The organism is Pseudomonas sp. SAS7, from assembly GCF_052112345.1.
GTDB classification, from domain to species: domain Bacteria; phylum Pseudomonadota; class Gammaproteobacteria; order Pseudomonadales; family Pseudomonadaceae; genus Aquipseudomonas; species Aquipseudomonas putida_Q.
On sequence record NZ_JBEGGO010000016.1, the window covers coordinates 62,921 to 77,872 of the forward strand.

At 63.8% G+C, this 14,952-nt stretch carries 16 protein-coding genes; 6 read left to right on the plus strand and 10 right to left on the minus strand.

Features of this window, described 5'->3' with window-relative positions; translation table 11 throughout:
* Positions 1–2 precede the first annotated feature (2 nt).
* Genes ABI582_RS22825 through ABI582_RS22840 form a run of 4 tightly spaced genes read left to right on the plus strand, consistent with a single transcriptional unit; the run spans position 3 to position 4,044 of the window.
* Complete coding sequence (locus tag ABI582_RS22825) at positions 3–1,334, plus strand: iron-containing redox enzyme family protein (RefSeq protein WP_442120342.1); 1,332 nt, start codon at positions 3–5, stop codon at positions 1,332–1,334.
* Entirely contained in the window at positions 1,334–2,287 is a 954-nt protein-coding gene (locus tag ABI582_RS22830) for a methyltransferase (RefSeq protein WP_442120343.1), read from the plus strand. The genes ABI582_RS22825 and ABI582_RS22830 overlap by 1 nt, the downstream gene beginning before the upstream one ends.
* 6 nt (positions 2,288–2,293) lie before the next feature.
* On the plus strand, positions 2,294–3,400 hold the full coding sequence (locus tag ABI582_RS22835; RefSeq protein ID WP_442120344.1) for a carboxylate-amine ligase: 1,107 nt from the start codon (positions 2,294–2,296) through the stop codon (positions 3,398–3,400).
* 56 nt (positions 3,401–3,456) lie between these two features.
* Positions 3,457–4,044: a phosphorylase family protein gene (locus tag ABI582_RS22840; protein WP_338744001.1), complete on the plus strand. Its 588-nt coding sequence runs from the start codon at positions 3,457–3,459 to the stop codon at positions 4,042–4,044.
* Between the two features lie 10 nt (positions 4,045–4,054).
* On the opposite strand, the gene ABI582_RS22845 is transcribed toward ABI582_RS22840, so the two are convergent.
* The 5 genes from ABI582_RS22845 to ligD are packed head-to-tail and all read right to left on the minus strand — an operon-like array spanning position 4,055 to position 9,659.
* Positions 4,055–4,714 (minus strand): glycosyltransferase, encoded by a 660-nt coding sequence (locus ABI582_RS22845; RefSeq protein ID WP_338744000.1) that lies wholly within the window; start codon positions 4,712–4,714, stop codon positions 4,055–4,057.
* Positions 4,711–5,310, minus strand: a complete 600-nt coding sequence (locus tag ABI582_RS22850) for a class I SAM-dependent methyltransferase (RefSeq protein WP_442120345.1) — start codon at positions 5,308–5,310, stop codon at positions 4,711–4,713. The genes ABI582_RS22845 and ABI582_RS22850 overlap by 4 nt, the downstream gene beginning before the upstream one ends.
* Positions 5,311–5,321: 11 nt before the next feature.
* Positions 5,322–6,077: a PIG-L deacetylase family protein gene (locus ABI582_RS22855; protein WP_338743999.1), complete on the minus strand. Its 756-nt coding sequence runs from the start codon at positions 6,075–6,077 to the stop codon at positions 5,322–5,324.
* Positions 6,074–7,117, minus strand: coding sequence for an acyl-CoA dehydrogenase family protein (locus tag ABI582_RS22860; protein WP_338743998.1), 1,044 nt, complete (start codon positions 7,115–7,117; stop codon positions 6,074–6,076). Before ABI582_RS22860 ends, ABI582_RS22855 begins: the two co-directional genes overlap by 4 nt.
* Positions 7,118–7,157: 40 nt before the next feature.
* Entirely contained in the window at positions 7,158–9,659 is a 2,502-nt protein-coding gene (gene ligD, locus ABI582_RS22865) for a DNA ligase D (RefSeq protein ID WP_442120346.1), read from the minus strand.
* Between the two features lie 127 nt (positions 9,660–9,786).
* On the opposite strand from ligD, the gene ABI582_RS22870 reads away from it, so the two are divergent.
* Both ABI582_RS22870 and ABI582_RS22875 read left to right on the plus strand, forming a co-directional pair.
* A complete protein-coding gene (locus tag ABI582_RS22870) occupies positions 9,787–10,251 on the plus strand; it encodes a phosphotransferase system, HPr-related protein (protein WP_338743996.1) in 465 nt (154 codons plus the stop codon).
* Entirely contained in the window at positions 10,248–10,454 is a 207-nt protein-coding gene (locus tag ABI582_RS22875) for a metallothionein (protein WP_442120347.1), read from the plus strand. Before ABI582_RS22870 ends, ABI582_RS22875 begins: the two co-directional genes overlap by 4 nt.
* Positions 10,455–10,602: 148 nt before the next feature.
* On the opposite strand, the gene ABI582_RS22880 is transcribed toward ABI582_RS22875, so the two are convergent.
* Genes ABI582_RS22880 through ABI582_RS22900 form a run of 5 tightly spaced genes read right to left on the minus strand, consistent with a single transcriptional unit; the run spans position 10,603 to position 14,899 of the window.
* Complete coding sequence (locus ABI582_RS22880; RefSeq protein WP_338743994.1) at positions 10,603–11,019, minus strand: hypothetical protein; 417 nt, start codon at positions 11,017–11,019, stop codon at positions 10,603–10,605.
* A 28-nt stretch (positions 11,020–11,047) separates the two neighbouring features.
* On the minus strand, positions 11,048–12,001 hold the full coding sequence (locus ABI582_RS22885; RefSeq protein WP_442120416.1) for a lysylphosphatidylglycerol synthase domain-containing protein: 954 nt from the start codon (positions 11,999–12,001) through the stop codon (positions 11,048–11,050).
* Positions 12,001–13,203 carry a cardiolipin synthase ClsB gene (clsB, locus tag ABI582_RS22890; protein ID WP_368974529.1) on the minus strand — a complete coding sequence of 401 codons (1,203 nt, stop codon included), beginning with the start codon at positions 13,201–13,203 and terminating at the stop codon, positions 12,001–12,003. Before clsB ends, ABI582_RS22885 begins: the two co-directional genes overlap by 1 nt.
* Positions 13,200–13,985, minus strand: coding sequence for an endonuclease/exonuclease/phosphatase family protein (locus ABI582_RS22895; RefSeq protein ID WP_442120348.1), 786 nt, complete (start codon positions 13,983–13,985; stop codon positions 13,200–13,202). Before ABI582_RS22895 ends, clsB begins: the two co-directional genes overlap by 4 nt.
* Entirely contained in the window at positions 13,982–14,899 is a 918-nt protein-coding gene (locus ABI582_RS22900) for a DUF72 domain-containing protein (protein ID WP_442120349.1), read from the minus strand. The genes ABI582_RS22895 and ABI582_RS22900 overlap by 4 nt, the downstream gene beginning before the upstream one ends.
* Between the last annotated feature and the right edge of the window lie 53 nt (positions 14,900–14,952).

The following is a 14,952-nucleotide window of genomic DNA, read 5'->3' on the forward strand; positions in this document are numbered from 1 at the left end:
GCATGAGGGTGATGAACCGCGACACCGCTCTAATTTTGCCAATGGCCGCCGAGCGGTCCAGCCTGCAACAGCGCTATCAGGCAATGCTGACGGGCAACGATGACGGCAGCGCCGCATGGCTCGACGAACAACTTTCACGTGCTGCACGCTTGCCGGATGACCTGCCTGACTCACCTTCGAAATTGCCAGCCTGGAGCGCGAGGTGCGCTGCGGATGTCGCCGCCGGCTATGCCGACTACCTGGAGCAACGCCGGCAAGGCGCACCACGTCGCTTCTTTACCAGCCGCGCCCATGCGCTGTGGTTCGTGCAACAGGTTGCACCGACCAAAGCGGTGGATGGAGCCTGGCTGCACGGCACGCTGCACCACTGGCGTGACCCGCGTTTCCACGGCTTGATCCGGACTTACCTGGAAGAACTTGGCAACGGCGACCCGCGTTGCAACCATGTCTTGATCTACCAGCGTCTGCTAGGTCGCCTGGGGTGTGTAGAGGCTATGCCCCTGGATGATTCACGGTATCTCCAGGGCAGCCTGCAGCTGGCCCTGGGGCAGCATTGCGACACGCACCTGCCCGAGGTCATTGGTTACAATCTCGGTTATGAACAACCACCGCTGCACCTGCTGATCACCACCAACGAGTTGGCAGAACTGGGCATCGACGGCCACTACTTCCAGTTGCATGTCACGATCGACAATGCTGCCAGCGGCCACGCTCAATTATCGCTCCAGGCGCTGCGCCAGCTCAGCCCTGAGCACGACCAGCAAGCGTTCTACGACAGGGTGCGCAACGGTTATCGCCTGAACGAGCTGGGTATTGCGGCAGCTGACCTGATCCGCCAGTTCGACCTGCAGGATGAACTGTTCGCAGCCCTGGAACGCAAGCGTGTTTACGGCCAGTTCATGCATGCCGACCGCTGCCGCCTGCAACAGCGCACCATCAATCAGTGGCTGGCCACACCCGGCGCCATGCCCGAGTTCGTTGCCGCGTTGCAGGCCCAGGGCTGGATTGTGCGGGGCCAGGACCCGGCCCAGAGCCGCTGGTGGAAGCTGATCGAAGGGCCTGCGGCGGTAATGTTCGGCGTGTTCAACAGTTACGAGAAACAACTGTGGCACGACTGGATCGCCGACACCTGGCGCCCCACGATCCGCCGCGTAGCGCCCGGTAGCTGGGGCCTGCCCGAATCCCCGGGCGAATCACAAGGCGAAATGCCCAGTGAAGCACCCGCCGCATTGATCGGGCGCATGGCCGGCAACCGCCATGCCACACCTGAGGGCCTGGCGGCGACCCGGGCATACATTCGCACCACCGGGCTGCTCCAGGAGGAACCCCGCTGATGATGCTTGATGCCAGACAAGTCGAGGCCGACCAGGCGTTGCTACAACTGGGCCAGCGGTTACGCGCTGACGGCTACCGATTTACCTGCGTGACACCCGCGACCCACAGCCGCGTCAATGCCCACAAGGGTTCCGGACAGGCCAGCAGCTTGCGCGACGTGTTCGGCTGGAGCCGACCTTTCGCCCCAGGCCTCGTATCAAATGATCAACTTGAGTTGCTCGAACGCGCGCAGGTGCTGGTCCCAAGGGGCGAACTGATGGGCAGTGCGGTGCGCTGGTCAAGCCTGGACGACCTGCTGCTGGTGCATTCAGCGTTCCCCACCGATGCCAGCGATGCGGTGTTCTTCGGCCCGGACAGCTATCGCTTTGCCCAGGTCATACACCAGCACCTGCAGCACAACCCCAGGCCGGTCGAGCATGCAGTCGATATCGGCTGCGGCAGCGGGGTGGGCGCGTTGCTGATCGCTCGCGCCGCCCAGCATGCGCAGGTCAGCGCCGTGGACATCAACCCGTTGGCGTTGCGCTACGCCACGATCAACGCAGCGTTGGCGGGGGTGAGCAACATATCGGTAGCGTCCAGCGACGTGCTGGACGGTATCAGCGGTACGTTCGACCTGATTGTCGCCAACCCGCCTTACATGCTCGACCGCAGCGCCCGCACCTATCGCCACGGCGGTGGCGCGCTGGGCGCCGAACTGTCGCTGCGCATCGTTGAGCAGGCATGCGAACGCCTGACCCGCCACGGTACCTTGCTGCTCTACACCGGCGTGGCCATTGTCGATGGCCGCGACGCCTTGCTCGAGGCTATCCGCTTGCGCCTGGCGGGGCCACAATGGGCCTGGGCGTACCGGGAGATCGACCCTGACGTGTTTGGCGAGCAACTGGCCGAACCCGGCTACGAGCAGGTCGAACGCATCGCCGCCGTGGCGCTCACTGTAACCCGTCATCGCTGAGGCAACATGGCCCGGGCCTGCACGTTCGGCATCGAGGAGGAATACCTGCTTGTGAGGCTGGGCTCGGGGCAGGTTCCGGCAACACCGCCACCTGCGGTGATAGGGCGTTGTCGCGAAGCGCTGGGCCAATATTTTGCCCAGGAAATGTTCCGCAGCCAGATCGAGCTGGCCTCGCCGGTGTTTACCCATCTTCACGAAGCGCGTGAGTTCTTCCAGCACAGGCGGCAGCGGCTGAGCATGGCGCTGGCAGAGGAGGGGATGGGAATTTACGGCGCAGCCAGCCACCCTAGCGCCGCATGGCTGCGGCAGAAGGCCGCTGCCGCGGCACATTACCAGCAACTGTTCGATGACTACCGGCATGTAGCCCAGCGAAGTCTGCTCAACGGCTTGCATGTGCACGTTGGGGTTCCGCCAGGTTGTGACCGCATGCAGCTGATCAACCGCTTGCTGGTCTGGCTGCCGCTGTTGCTGGTGCTGAGCACCTCATCGCCCATGTGGGCTGGCCAGCGTACCGGCTACATGAGCTACCGCCGAGTGATTTGCGGGGAATGGCCGCACATGGGTTTGCCCGAGGCCTTGCCGGACTGGGCTGCCTATGAACGCTATCGCGCCCTGTTGCAGCGCACCGGTGCGCTGGCTGTGGATGGCGACTTCTGGTGGGCGATTCGGCCTTCGCGGCGCTTCCCGACCGTGGAGTTGCGTATCTGCGATGGCTGCCCGCAGCTGGAGGATGCCCTGTGCATCGCCGCGCTGTTTCGCCATTTGGTGGAGCACGCCATTACCGGTCGCCATGACCTGTTGCCCAGCAACCGCGAACTGCGCTGGATCGCCCAGGAGAACTATTGGCGCGCCATGCGCTATGGGCGCCATGCACAATTCATTGGTATGCACGAGCAACAACCAGTCACGGCCGAGGGCTGGCTTGGCCAGTTGCAGGAGCAGGTGCCGGTCGACAGCGTGGATGCCGAGCGGGCCTGCCAGCATGCCCGGCACCTGCTGCGCGACGGCACCCATGCCGACCAGCAGCTGCACCGCCTGGCACAGGCCATCGAGGGCGGGCTCGGCAAGGCACAGGCGCTGCAGGCCGTGGTGGCGGCCGGGACTTGCAATTAGCCGGGGTTGGCCGACAATGGCCGCGCCCCTTGCAGCCACGCGGAAACACCTGCTCCATGATGCTGATCAAGCAATTCCCCGACATTTCCCTGGATGACACGCTGTTCGTCTTCGCCCTCGAGGCCGAGGCTGGCGATGTCTTCACCGAGCTGAACACCGTGTTCACCGGCATTGGCAAAGTCAATGCGGCGATCGCACTGACCAAGGCAATTGCAACCCGCAGGCCTAGACTTATCGTCAACCTTGGCTCGGCTGGCAGCCAGCGTCATGGCAAGGGCCAGGTGGTGTGCTGTAACCGTTTCGTACAACGCGACATGGACGTGACACCGCTGGGCTTTGCTCGCTACGAAACACCCTTGTCGGATATCCCGGTAGTCCTGGAACATGGCGCAGCAATCCCCGGCCTGCCGCTGGAAACCTGTGGCAGTGGTGACAGCTTCGAAATCAACCATGGCGACGCGCCTTATGACGTGGTCGACATGGAAGCCTATGTGCTGGCGTTGATCGCACGCGCCGAAGGCATTCCGTTTGTGTGCCTGAAGTACATTTCCGATGATGCCGGCAGCGATGCCGCCGGGGATTGGGCGGTGCAGGTGCACCTGGCGGCTGAGGCGTTCAAGCGGGTGCTGTTCAGCCAGGTGTGACCAAGGCTGATCACACCTGTGCTTGCAACCCCGCCAGATAATCACCAAACCCCTCGCGGGCGCGGCTGTCGAGGCGGCTGCTGGTGGCCACGCTGTGCCTGGCGGTCCAGACAATCTGCGCGCCACTGGCCTGAAGGTCGCTGACCAGCTGCACATCTTCATGCGCCGCGAGGGGCTGGAAGCCACCCACGCGTTGATAGGCAGCAGCACACACACCCAGGTTGGCGCCGTGTACATGCCGATGGCCTTCCCGCGCTTCATAGCGGCTCTGGTACAGCTTGCGCAGGGCAGCTTTCTGCCAGGGTTGCCAATACTCGACATGCACGGTACCGCACACCACCTCGGCGCTGCAGGCCAACTGCGACACCAGCCAGTGCGACGGCACCTGGCTGTCGGCATCGGTGCACGCCAGCCACTGCGCACCACGTTCGACCATGTGCGCCGCGCCCACCCGGCGAGCCATGCCGACATTACCGGCATCAACTTCCAAGACCTTCACGCCGAAGCGCCGCGCCACGGCGGCGCTGCCATCGCTGCAACGGTCCAGCACCACCAGCACTTCCACCTGGTGCCCCAACTGCTGCGCTTGCGTGGCAGCGATCAGCACCGCCCGCAGGCAGCGCCCCAGGCGGCGGGCTTCGTTGTGCGCCGGGATGACCACGGCAATCATGGGCAGGTCTCGTCCAGGTCAACCACGCTGGGCTGGCAGGACCAGTATTCCAGCACGAAATCTGCCTCCTCATGCCGGAACTGCTGATGCAGCGGCAGGTGCCGCGCCAGCATGCGATGCACCTCGCGGCCGTCCTGTGGGCAACCTACTATGGGGTGTTTCCAGTGGCAGGCCAGAAGGCCGCCATCGTAGGTCAGGCTGGCCACCGATTGCTCGAGGACCTGCAGCCAGGCTGTTGAGTCGAGGTAGTAACCGACTTCGCTGAGCACAATCAGGTCGAAACGCCCGCCCGGCCAGTCCGCCGGTAGCCGGGCCATTTCCACGGAGGCGTTGGGCACATCGGCAAGGCGCTCGCGGGCCAGCGCCACGGCCGTCGGGTCCAGGTCCTGGCACAGCAGGTCGGCGCAGCGGTCAGCCAGCAGCGCACTGAGCTCGCCATTGGCACAGGCTGGCTCGAACACGCGCTGATAGCACTGGCGTGGCAGGCTGGCCATCACCAGCTCGCGCTTGCGCTTCTCGTACCAGCGGGTGCGAAAAGCCCAGGGGTCTTCGTTAGTGGCGTACAGCTCGGCGAAATATTGCGGATCGAGGCTCATGACAGCTCCATTCACAGGAACACCAGTTCGAAAGGTTGCAGCAGACATTCCATCAGCCGGGCTGGCAGCACTGGCGGCTGCTCAGCGTCCGGCTCCAGCTGGCTGACGTGGGCGGCCAAGGCCTTGCGCTTGCGGGCCAGGCGGCTTTCATCAAGTTGCAGGCGGTGCGCACGGGGCCATGGCAGGCGCGGGTCATCGGGCGCAGCCCAGTGCCAGGCCCAGACCGGCACCTCGGCCAATTGCACCTGGCGGGCCGCTGCCGCGTGTGCCGCCGCACGGCCGACGGCCTCGTGATCGCAATGGCCATCGTTACGCCAAGTGGCCATCAACAGGTCATCGGGCCGCAGCAACTGGGTAAGGTGACTGACCAGAAATGCCTCTTCGCGCGGTAGCTGGCCGTCCTTCAGGTGCAGCCTGCGCCAGTCCAGATGGGCAAGGTCCAGGTCAAGCTGCAACAGGGCCTGGCGGCTTTCCTGCGGACGCTGTCGGCGCAAGCGGTGTTCGGTCCAGTGGCTGGAGCCGGGGTGGCTGCCTTCACCGTCGGTGGCGGAAATCAGCACCAGTTCATCCTCACGCCCCTTGAAGCCGGCCAGCAGGCCGCCTGCCATGAGAATTTCATCATCCGGATGCGGTGCAATCAACACCAGCCGGCGCCCCGGTGGGCACAGTTGCAATGGATCGAGCCAAGTAGCGCGCGCCAGGTGCGCACCATGCTGCCAGTCGGCCCACGGGGTGCCACTGGCAGACTGGATCAGGTTCTCGCTCATAGCTGCCACACCCCCGCCGGCTGTTGGGCCAATTGCTGGCCCAGCACCGCCAGATCGCGCTCGGCGTGGCTCTGGCGTATGAATACCGGCAGATCAGCGATCAGCCGGGCAAAATGGCTGCTGCGGCAGAACGGGGTGGCGCCCAGCGCCCGCCCGACGTGGCTGATCACGCGTTCCACGGCCTGTTCCACCTGGGCACGCGTGCGGCGCACTTCGAAACTGGCATCTGCCCCTGGCTGCCGATCGATCCAGGCGGCGCATTCACGCAGCGCCGCGCGGGCACCGTACAACGCCGCATCCACTGCGCCCAGATGCGCATCGGCATGGGGGTCGGGGCGGGGCTTGCGGCAATGTTCGCGCAGGTAGTCTGCCAGCGCTTCGGCCGCGCCGTACCAGCAGGCGGCGATGCCAGCGCCGCCGTGCCAGAAACCAGGGCGTGCAAGGTATTGGCCTGGCTTGCCGATGAGCGTGCCTGGGGTGTCGTTGAATGTCACCTCGACGCTGGCAGTGGTGCCCATGCCCACCGCTTGCCAATCTTCGATGGACAGGCCCTGGCTCGGGTGTGAGAGCTCGATCGCCACCAGTTGCGGCTGGTCCGCCTCATCCCAGGCGGTAATCAGCGCCCGGTCGATCTGCAAGGCCCCGGAACACCAGGCCTTGCGGCCCTGCAGGCGCACCTGGTCACCTTCGCGCGCCGTGATCTGCGCGCGGGCATCGGGCGGCTCGGCGGCCCATACGCCCCAGGTGCCGTCGGCGGCGTGGTGTGCCGCGCCGCATTCAGCCATGATCGCCAGGGCATCGGTGTGGCCCTCATAAAGCTTGGCCAGCGCCAGGTCGCAGCCGGCCACCCGGGCCAGGGTCTGCCACCGGCGCAACGTGTTGCCTTGCCCCGGCAGTGGCAGCAGGTCGAGATGGTCGGCTTGCAGCGCCTGGATCAGCTGCGGCAGCTGGGTATCGAGGTTGAGCGGTTGCTGGCGCTCGCCAAAGGTTCGTAACAGGCGGTCAAGGGTGGTCAGGTTGAAATCCTGAATGATGCTCATGGGTGTGTCTCCAGGTTCGTATCCAATCGCCGTTGCGCCATCACTTCAGCCCCAGTTGCTTGCGCATGTGCGCGGTAATGGTCTGGCGTACCTTGCCCATGTCGGCCCACGGGTCATCGACCTCCGCCAGGCGCTCGCGCAGGTTGGCGATGCTCCATTGGTTGGCAGCCTTGATTTGCGCCAGTTCCTCGCGCCAGATCGGTACCGATACAGGTAACCCCTCACGGGCCCGCAACGAGTAGGCACAGGCGGTGGTGGCGCCTTTGCCGTTGCGCAGGTAGTCGATGAAGATCCGCCCCACGCGGTTTTTCGGCCCCGACACCGCACTCAGGCGGTCCGGGAACAGCTTGGCCAGGTAATCGACAATGGCGTGGCTAAAGTCCTTGACCTCGTCCCAGCCCGCCCGCCGGGTCAACGGCACGACCAGGTGAATGCCCTTGCCACCACTGGTTTTCAGGAACACCTTCAGGCCCAGCTCGTCGAGCAGGGTGAGGGTGAGCTGGGTGGCCTCCAGCATGGCCTTCCAGGGCAGTGCAGGGTCTGGGTCGAGGTCGAGTACGAAGCGGTCTGGTTTGTCGAAGTCCTTGTCGGTGGCGTTCCAGGTGTGCAGTTCGAGCATGTTCATCTGCACAGCACCCAGTAGGGTGTCCGGCCGATTGATGACCATCGCGGCCTGGCCGGCCTCGGCCTTTTCATAGCTGATGACGTTAGGTATGTGCAGCTGACCTGCATTTTTCTGAAAGAACAGCTCGCCGGCCAGGCCGTCCGGGGCGCGCACCAGGGCTACCGGGCGTTGCTTGAGCTGGGGCAGGATCCACTGGCTGACGCTGGCGTAATACTCGGCGACCTCGCGTTTGGTAACGCCGGTGGTGGCGTCGATTACCCGGTCGGGGTGGGTCAGCCGCAGTTCACCCAGATTTTCAGGCGCCTTCGCCTGCTTATTGGGTTTGGGCACGGTCTTGGCGGGCATGGCGTGCTCCAGGTCAATGGCAGTGGCCGCCTTGTCATCGCGCAGGCCATGGAACACCGAGTGACGGACAATGCCGTCACGGGTCATCTGGGCATAGGCGACTTCGGCCAGCAGTTGCGGTTGCAACCAGTGCACACCCCGCGCTTCGGCACCCGTAGGCGGCTTGGCCAAGGCTGGCTTGGCAATTTGCAGGGGTTTGAGCCGTGCATGAATGCTGGCCAGGGTCGTGGTAGTGAACCCGGTACCGACCTTGCCGGCATAGCGCAACTGACCGCTGTCGTTGTCGTGCAGGGCCAGCAGTAGCGCACCGAAGCCGCTGCGGCTACCTTTGGGGTCGGTGTAGCCGACGATGACGAACTCCTGGCGTTGCTTGCACTTGAGCTTGATCCAGTCCGGACTGCGACGGCCGCTGTACAGGCTGTCAGCCCGCTTGCCGATCAGGCCTTCCAGCTCAAGCCGGCAGGCGCTGTCGAGCAGGGATTCGACGGGCTGGTCAAAGTCGGCGGAGAATTTGAGTACATCCGACTCATCGTGCTCGAGCAGTTGGCGCAAGGTGTCTCGCCGGCTCTGCAGAGGTACCTGGCGCAGGTCCTGGCCACCAAGGAAGGGCAGGTCGAACAGGTAATAGGTAATGGCTTCGTCGTGCTCGGTGTCGAACGCGTTCTGCAGCGCTTGGAAATCGGCTGCGCCATTCTCGTCAGCCACCACCATCTCACCATCGAGCCAGGCCGAATCGATGCCCAGCTCGCGCAAGGCGGCCACCTGCCGGGGCATCTTGCTGCTCCAGTCATGGCCATTGCGGGTGAACAGGCGAATGTCCTTGCCGTCGATACGGGCCAGGATACGGTAGCCGTCGAACTTGACCTCGTAGCGCCAGTCACCACTGGGTGGCGTGTCGACCAAGGTGGCCAGCTGCGGCTGCAGCTGTGCAGGCAAGGGCACCTTCGCGCCTTTATCGGTGCGTTTACGGCTGGCGCGCGGTGCAGCGGCCTTTTTCGCAGCGGCTTTGCGCGGTACCAGGGTACGGTCGCTAAGCACGCTGTCGGGCTGGGCTTCGACGATACTGTAGTCGGCCTCGCTGCGTGCCTGGTCATCGTCCGATTTCACCAGCATCCATTGCTCTTTCTTGCCGTCCAGGCGGGTACGAAACAGGTTCCAAACGCCGCTGAGCTTTTCGCCTTGGAGGCGGAAACGCAGTTTGCCTTTGGCGTAGGCCTCATGTGCATCGCCTTCGGGCTCCCATACGCCACGATCCCACACAATCACATCACCGGCGCCATAGTGGCCTTCGGGAATATGCCCCTCGAAGTCGGCGTAATCCAGCGGGTGGTCCTCGACGTGTACGGCCAGGCGGCGCACTTTAGGGTCCAGCGAGGGCCCCTTGGGCAGCGCCCAGCTTTTCAAGGTGCCATCCAGTTCCAGGCGGAAGTCGTAGTGCAGGTGGCTGGCGTCGTGCTTCTGGATGCAGAACTGCAGCGCATGCGCGCGCTTGCCACGGCTGCGCTTGCCGCTGGGCTCGGGCGTGGCGTTGAAGTCGCGCTTGCGTTCATATTCCTGCAGGGGCTTGGCCATGGCGGTTTCCGGGCAGTTCGCATTCTCTAAGGTGGGAGGCGCCGCGCGGGGTGGTAGTTCAAAAAACTCTGAATCTTCCACAAGCCGGCGCAGTCGACTTAATGAAGCCACCTGACGGAGAACGCACATGGCACGCGCAGACGAACCAAAGCCGTATACCCCCCCAGAAATCGACGACACCGAAGACCGCATGGGCAGCGTCCATGAACTCGACTTCGATGAACGCCTGGACGAACGTGAAGGGCGTGTAGGCGACGAGCGACCGGCCGATGAAGTCGCCCGTGAGTTTCCACCTCGGCGCGTGGCCGAAAGCGGTATGACCGGCGGCGAGGCGCTGAGCGACAGCCTGCATGAGGACAATGTCACCTATGACGACCTGAGCCCGGATACTTTGCTGGACGAAACCGGTGCCCGCGACCCGCACGAGCCAGGTGGCAACGGCGGCCCGGCAGACCAGAGCTTGCGGCAGGTGGACGCCGACGAGATCGGTGGCGGCATAGGCCTGGATGAAGCCGAATTGGCCCGCTCCGCACCCTTGGATGGCGTGCCTTGGACCGATGATGTGATTGACGACGAGGAGAGCAAGCCATGAACGAACAACGCTGTGCCTGCCCGCACTGTTCCTGCACCGTGGATGCCACTGCCTTGCAGCGCGACGGCAAGGCTTATTGCTGTGAGGCCTGCGCCAGCGGGCACCGCGGTGGTGAGGCGTGCCGGATGCAGGACTGCCAGTGTGGCGAGAAGCCGGGGGAGAGTGCGACAGACAATCCGGTGAATGAAACAATGCGGGGCTGATGCAGGCGCTGCACCTGTGGGAGCGGGTTTATCCGCTAAGACTACGACGCGGTGGATGGCACCGGCGTTGCTGATGTTCGCGGCTAAAGCCCTCCCACAATGACCACACCAACTTACACAATCTGAGCGAGATTATTTACCCCAGGAATCAATGGGTCTGCCAGATGCCGTTGTTACGCTCGCAATCCGTGCGGGCCTGTCCCAGGCTGGGCGTGTCGTAATAATAGGTGATGACCCGCGCGTCCTTGGGCAAGGCCGGCTTGTCGCCACCGATGGACTTGGGATTGGCCAGCGCTTCCTGGGTCAGGGGCGCAATGCAGCTGCCAACGCTGCCATCGGCACAGCGCGCTACCTTGCTCTTCTCGCTGTTGAGCATGTCTTTGCTCTCGTTGCTGCACGACCAGTTGATGGCTTCGGCTGGCAGGTTGCTGAAGCTGTAGCAGGTGTGCCGCTCCACCGGAGTGACCGCGTCGCTGGACGAGCGGGTCAGCACGTCGCAGCCTTCGGCCAAGGCCTGGCCACCGGCCAGGCTGGCAACCATCAATATCAAGACATGTACACGCATTTGCCACCTCCAGGGCCAACGGCCCTTGTCAGGTCTGGGCGGGCTTGTCGCCCTGGCGCATGGCCTTGGCGCGCTTTTCCAGGATCAGGTAGGTCACCACTGCCAGCAGCAGCGGTATCAGGTAATACAGCGTGCGGTAGCCGAGCAGGGCAGCCACCAGCGTGCCTTGGGCCATCTGCCCGTGCAGTAGGGCCAGAAACACCGCCTCAAGCACGCCCAGCCCCGCTGGGATATGCGCAACCACGCCTGCCACGCAGCTGATCAGCAGGATGCCGAGAATCGAGGGGTAGAACGCTTCACCCGGCAGCAACCAAAAGATCAGCAGCGCCATCAGCGCCCAGTTGCTGGCGCCCAGCGCCACCTGGCACAGGGCTAGGCGCAGCGACGGGAGCGTCACCTCGTGCTCGCGCCAGCGCCAGGTGCGCTTGCTGGCAAAACCGCAGGCCAGCAGATAACCCCCTGCTATAGCCAACAGTAGCAGGCCGATCAGGCGTAGGCCTGTAGCGCCCACCGCCCAGTTGCTGGGCAGCTCGACCAGGCCCAGGGCGAATACTGTGCCGGCCAGCAGCATGTAGCCCATCCAGTTGGTCAACAGGCCCAAGGTGAGGATACGTGTAATGGTCGCGGTATCCAGGCCCAGTCGGCCATAAAGCCGGTAGCGCAACGCAACGCCGCCTACCCAGGTGGTGAAGTTGAGGTTGAAGGCGTAGCACACGAAAGCAACTGGCAGCACCTGCCGGGCGGGCAGGTGGTGGCCAGTGTAAGCCCGTGCCAGCAGGTCGTAGCTGGCAAATGTCAGGTAGCTGCACAGCGCAAGCGCCAGGCCGATGGCCAGGGTGCCAGGCTTGTAGGCCAGCAGCGACTGGCGCACTTCATTCCAGTCCAGGTTGCGGGCCAACACGAACAGCAGCACAGGTATGAGGATCAGGAACGCCAGCGTGAACAGGCGTTTGCCCCAGGTTTGCCAACTTTTGCGCGCCATCATGTATTGCCCTCGTGCAGGTCGCCCTGGGCTTCGACCTCCGGCTGCACCGAGCGCAGGCGCTGGCGGTGCGCGGGGAACCAGCCAGCAATGCGCGGAAAATTCCGGATGACGTGGAAACACACGAAAATCAGCGGTGCGCGCCACCAGTAACCTCGAATCATGCGCTCCAGGGTCACCGGCTTGCATTGCTCGCTGGCCAGGGCCTGCAGGTGCTGGTTCAGTTGCTGGTTGAAGGCCCGGTCACGGATGAACAGGTTGGCCTCCAGGTTGAACGACAGGCTCAGCGGGTCGAGGTTACTGGAGCCCACGGTGGCCCACTCGTCGTCCACCAGTGCCACCTTGCCGTGCAGGGGCCGCTGGCAGTACTCGTGAATCATCACGCCGTCGCGCAGCAGGTAGTTGTACAGCAGCCGTGAAAGCGCGCGGACCCAGCGCATGTCGGGCTGGCCCTGCAAGATCAACCTCACCTCCACGCCACGCCGGGCCGCGTTGCGCAGCTCACGCATCAGCCGGTAGCCCGGGAAGAAGTACGCATTGGCAACCACGATGCGTTGCTTGGCGCCACGAAATGCCTGGAGGTAGTGGTTTTCTATATCGGTACTGCGCAGCCCGTTGTCGCGTTCGACCAGCACGGCGGTGCTGGCCCCGGCAGGTTGGGTAACCGGGCGTACCGCGCTGGGTGGCTGCAGCACCGGCGACATCAGGCGCTTGCTGGCGGCATGCACCTGCGCCACCACCGGGCCGGTGACCTCCACGGCATAGTCCTGCTTGGCCATGGCGCCAAAATCGCCCAGATGGTCGGCGCTGTAGTTGATGCCGCCGATGAAGGCCCGCTCACCATCGACTACCACGATCTTGCGGTGCAGGCGCCGGAACAGGTTGGTGCGCATGCCCACCAGCCGGGGCTGTGGGTCGAATGCATGGAAGCTCACGCCCGCATCGGTCATGGCCGAGATAAACCCGGCGGGCAGGTCGGCAGTGCCGTAGCCATCCACCGCCACTTCAACCCGCACACCGCGCCGGGCAGCGTCGATCAGCACCTGTTGCAATTGCTGGCCGACCTTGTCGTCAAAGATGATGAAGGTCTCCAGCAGTATTTCTTCGCGCGCCTGGGCCATGGCCTCGAATACGCGGGGGTAGTATTGCTCACCATTGATCAGCAACTGCACGTTGTTGCCGTCCACCCAAGGTCGATTCACAGGTTGATCTCCGCAGCCAGTGGGGCGTGGTCGGACAGGTGCGACCACGGGTAATTCGACAACACCTTCGCAGTGCTCGGCATGGCGTTGCGCAAATAGATGCGGTCCAAGCGCAGCAGTGGCAGGCGCGCGGGGAAACTGCGCGCCGGGGTGCCGAAGTGCTCGCCGAAAACCTCTATCAGGTGTTCGCACAGCACAGCATCCGCTTTCAGCCGCCAGTCGTTGAAATCGCCGGCGATGATGACCGGTGCTTTGGGCGGCAGGCTGGCCAGCAGGTCGAGCATCAGCTTTACCTGGCGCTGCCGGTGGGCTTCGCGCAGCCCCAGGTGTACGCACACCGCATGCACCTGGTCATGGCCCGGCACGTCCAGCTGGCAATGCAGCAGGCCGCGCTGCTCGTTGCCCTGGACTGACACATCCAGGTTGTTGAAGTGACTTATGGGGAATTTCGACAGCAGCGCGTTGCCGTGGTCGCCATGCGGGTATACGGCATTGCGGCCGTAGGCGAACTGCGGCCATATGCTGTCGGCGAGAAATTCGTACTGCGGCGTTTCTGGCCAGGCCGGGTGCCGCAGGGCGTGCTGCTGGTGGCTGCCGTGCACCTCCTGGAGAAACACCAGGTCAGCGCCAGTGGCACGAACGGCCTCGCGCAACTCGGGCAGGATGAAGCGCCGGTTGAAGAAGGTGAAGCCCTTGTGCACGTTCAGTGTCAGCACGTTGAGCCGGCGTACCGCAGTGACCTTATCGATGACGCAGCGTGGGGCGGGCAGGGTCTTGTTCACAAGGCCACCTCCGGCAGCACGCCCGGTTCGGTCATAAGTTCATGGTCCAGCGACAGCTTCTGCAGCAGGCGTCGTGCATCGTAGGGGGCGTGAACTTTCTGGTCGTTGTCGAAATAGCAGTAGACATCGCGGGTCGCTCGGCGCGGCGGCGGGCCCTGGACGATCAGTTGCGCATCATCGGCCTGGCTACCCTGGCTCCAGCGCTGGATGCGCTGCTTCCAGCGCCTGAGTGCGTTTGCGGTATACCCACTGCTGTAAAGCTCGACATCGCCATGCAGGCGCATGTACACAAAGTCGGCGGTAACGTCTTCCACGTAGGGCCATTTGCCGGCGCTGTCGGCAACCACCAAAGCGACCCGATGCTTGCGCAACAGCTTGATGAAGGCCTCACACAGGAAGCTCTCGTTACGGATCTCCACGGCATGTCGCAAGCGTGCATTGCCTTGAATTTCCAGGCTGCCGTTGCCTTGCAGGCGGGCCGCGCAGTGTTCGGCACACTTACGCGCCGCCTTGTGGTTACGCGGCAGCAGTTCGAGAAAACGGGCAAACCGCTCTTCATCGAATTTCATGTTCGGCGGAAACTGCCACAGGATCGGGCCGAGCTTTTTGCCCAGCAACAGTGGCCCTGAGGCGAAAAAGTTGGCCACCGGCTCTTCGATGTCTTTGAGCCGCCGCACATGCGTGATATACCGCGGCCCCTTGACCGAGAACACGAAATCTTCCGGCGTCTGGTCACGCCAGCCCTGATAACGTTCGGGCGTTTGCAGGCTGTAGAACGAGCCATTTATCTCGATGCTGTTAAGCGCCCGCGAAGCGAATGCCAGTTCGTCATCCTGCCTCAGGCCCTTGGGGTAGAAGTCCTTGCGCCAGGGGCCATAGCGCCACCCGGAGATACCGATGCGGATATCGCTCACGCTGCCGTCCTCATTGCCGGTTCTAATTCGGTCGCTCTAAGGTGCGACTGGTA

Coding starts and splice junctions, on each gene's coding strand:
- ABI582_RS22825 (WP_442120342.1), top strand. CDS start 3: ATGAGGGTGATGAACCGCGACACCGCTCTAATTTTGCCAATGGCCGCC.
- ABI582_RS22830 (WP_442120343.1), top strand. CDS start 1,334: ATGATGCTTGATGCCAGACAAGTCGAGGCCGACCAGGCGTTGCTACAA.
- ABI582_RS22835 (WP_442120344.1), top strand. CDS start 2,294: ATGGCCCGGGCCTGCACGTTCGGCATCGAGGAGGAATACCTGCTTGTG.
- ABI582_RS22840 (WP_338744001.1), top strand. CDS start 3,457: ATGATGCTGATCAAGCAATTCCCCGACATTTCCCTGGATGACACGCTG.
- ABI582_RS22845 (WP_338744000.1), bottom strand. CDS start 4,714: ATGATTGCCGTGGTCATCCCGGCGCACAACGAAGCCCGCCGCCTGGGG.
- ABI582_RS22850 (WP_442120345.1), bottom strand. CDS start 5,310: ATGAGCCTCGATCCGCAATATTTCGCCGAGCTGTACGCCACTAACGAA.
- ABI582_RS22855 (WP_338743999.1), bottom strand. CDS start 6,077: ATGAGCGAGAACCTGATCCAGTCTGCCAGTGGCACCCCGTGGGCCGAC.
- ABI582_RS22860 (WP_338743998.1), bottom strand. CDS start 7,117: ATGAGCATCATTCAGGATTTCAACCTGACCACCCTTGACCGCCTGTTA.
- ligD (WP_442120346.1), bottom strand. CDS start 9,659: ATGGCCAAGCCCCTGCAGGAATATGAACGCAAGCGCGACTTCAACGCC.
- ABI582_RS22870 (WP_338743996.1), top strand. CDS start 9,787: ATGGCACGCGCAGACGAACCAAAGCCGTATACCCCCCCAGAAATCGAC.
- ABI582_RS22875 (WP_442120347.1), top strand. CDS start 10,248: ATGAACGAACAACGCTGTGCCTGCCCGCACTGTTCCTGCACCGTGGAT.
- ABI582_RS22880 (WP_338743994.1), bottom strand. CDS start 11,019: ATGCGTGTACATGTCTTGATATTGATGGTTGCCAGCCTGGCCGGTGGC.
- ABI582_RS22885 (WP_442120416.1), bottom strand. CDS start 12,001: ATGGCGCGCAAAAGTTGGCAAACCTGGGGCAAACGCCTGTTCACGCTG.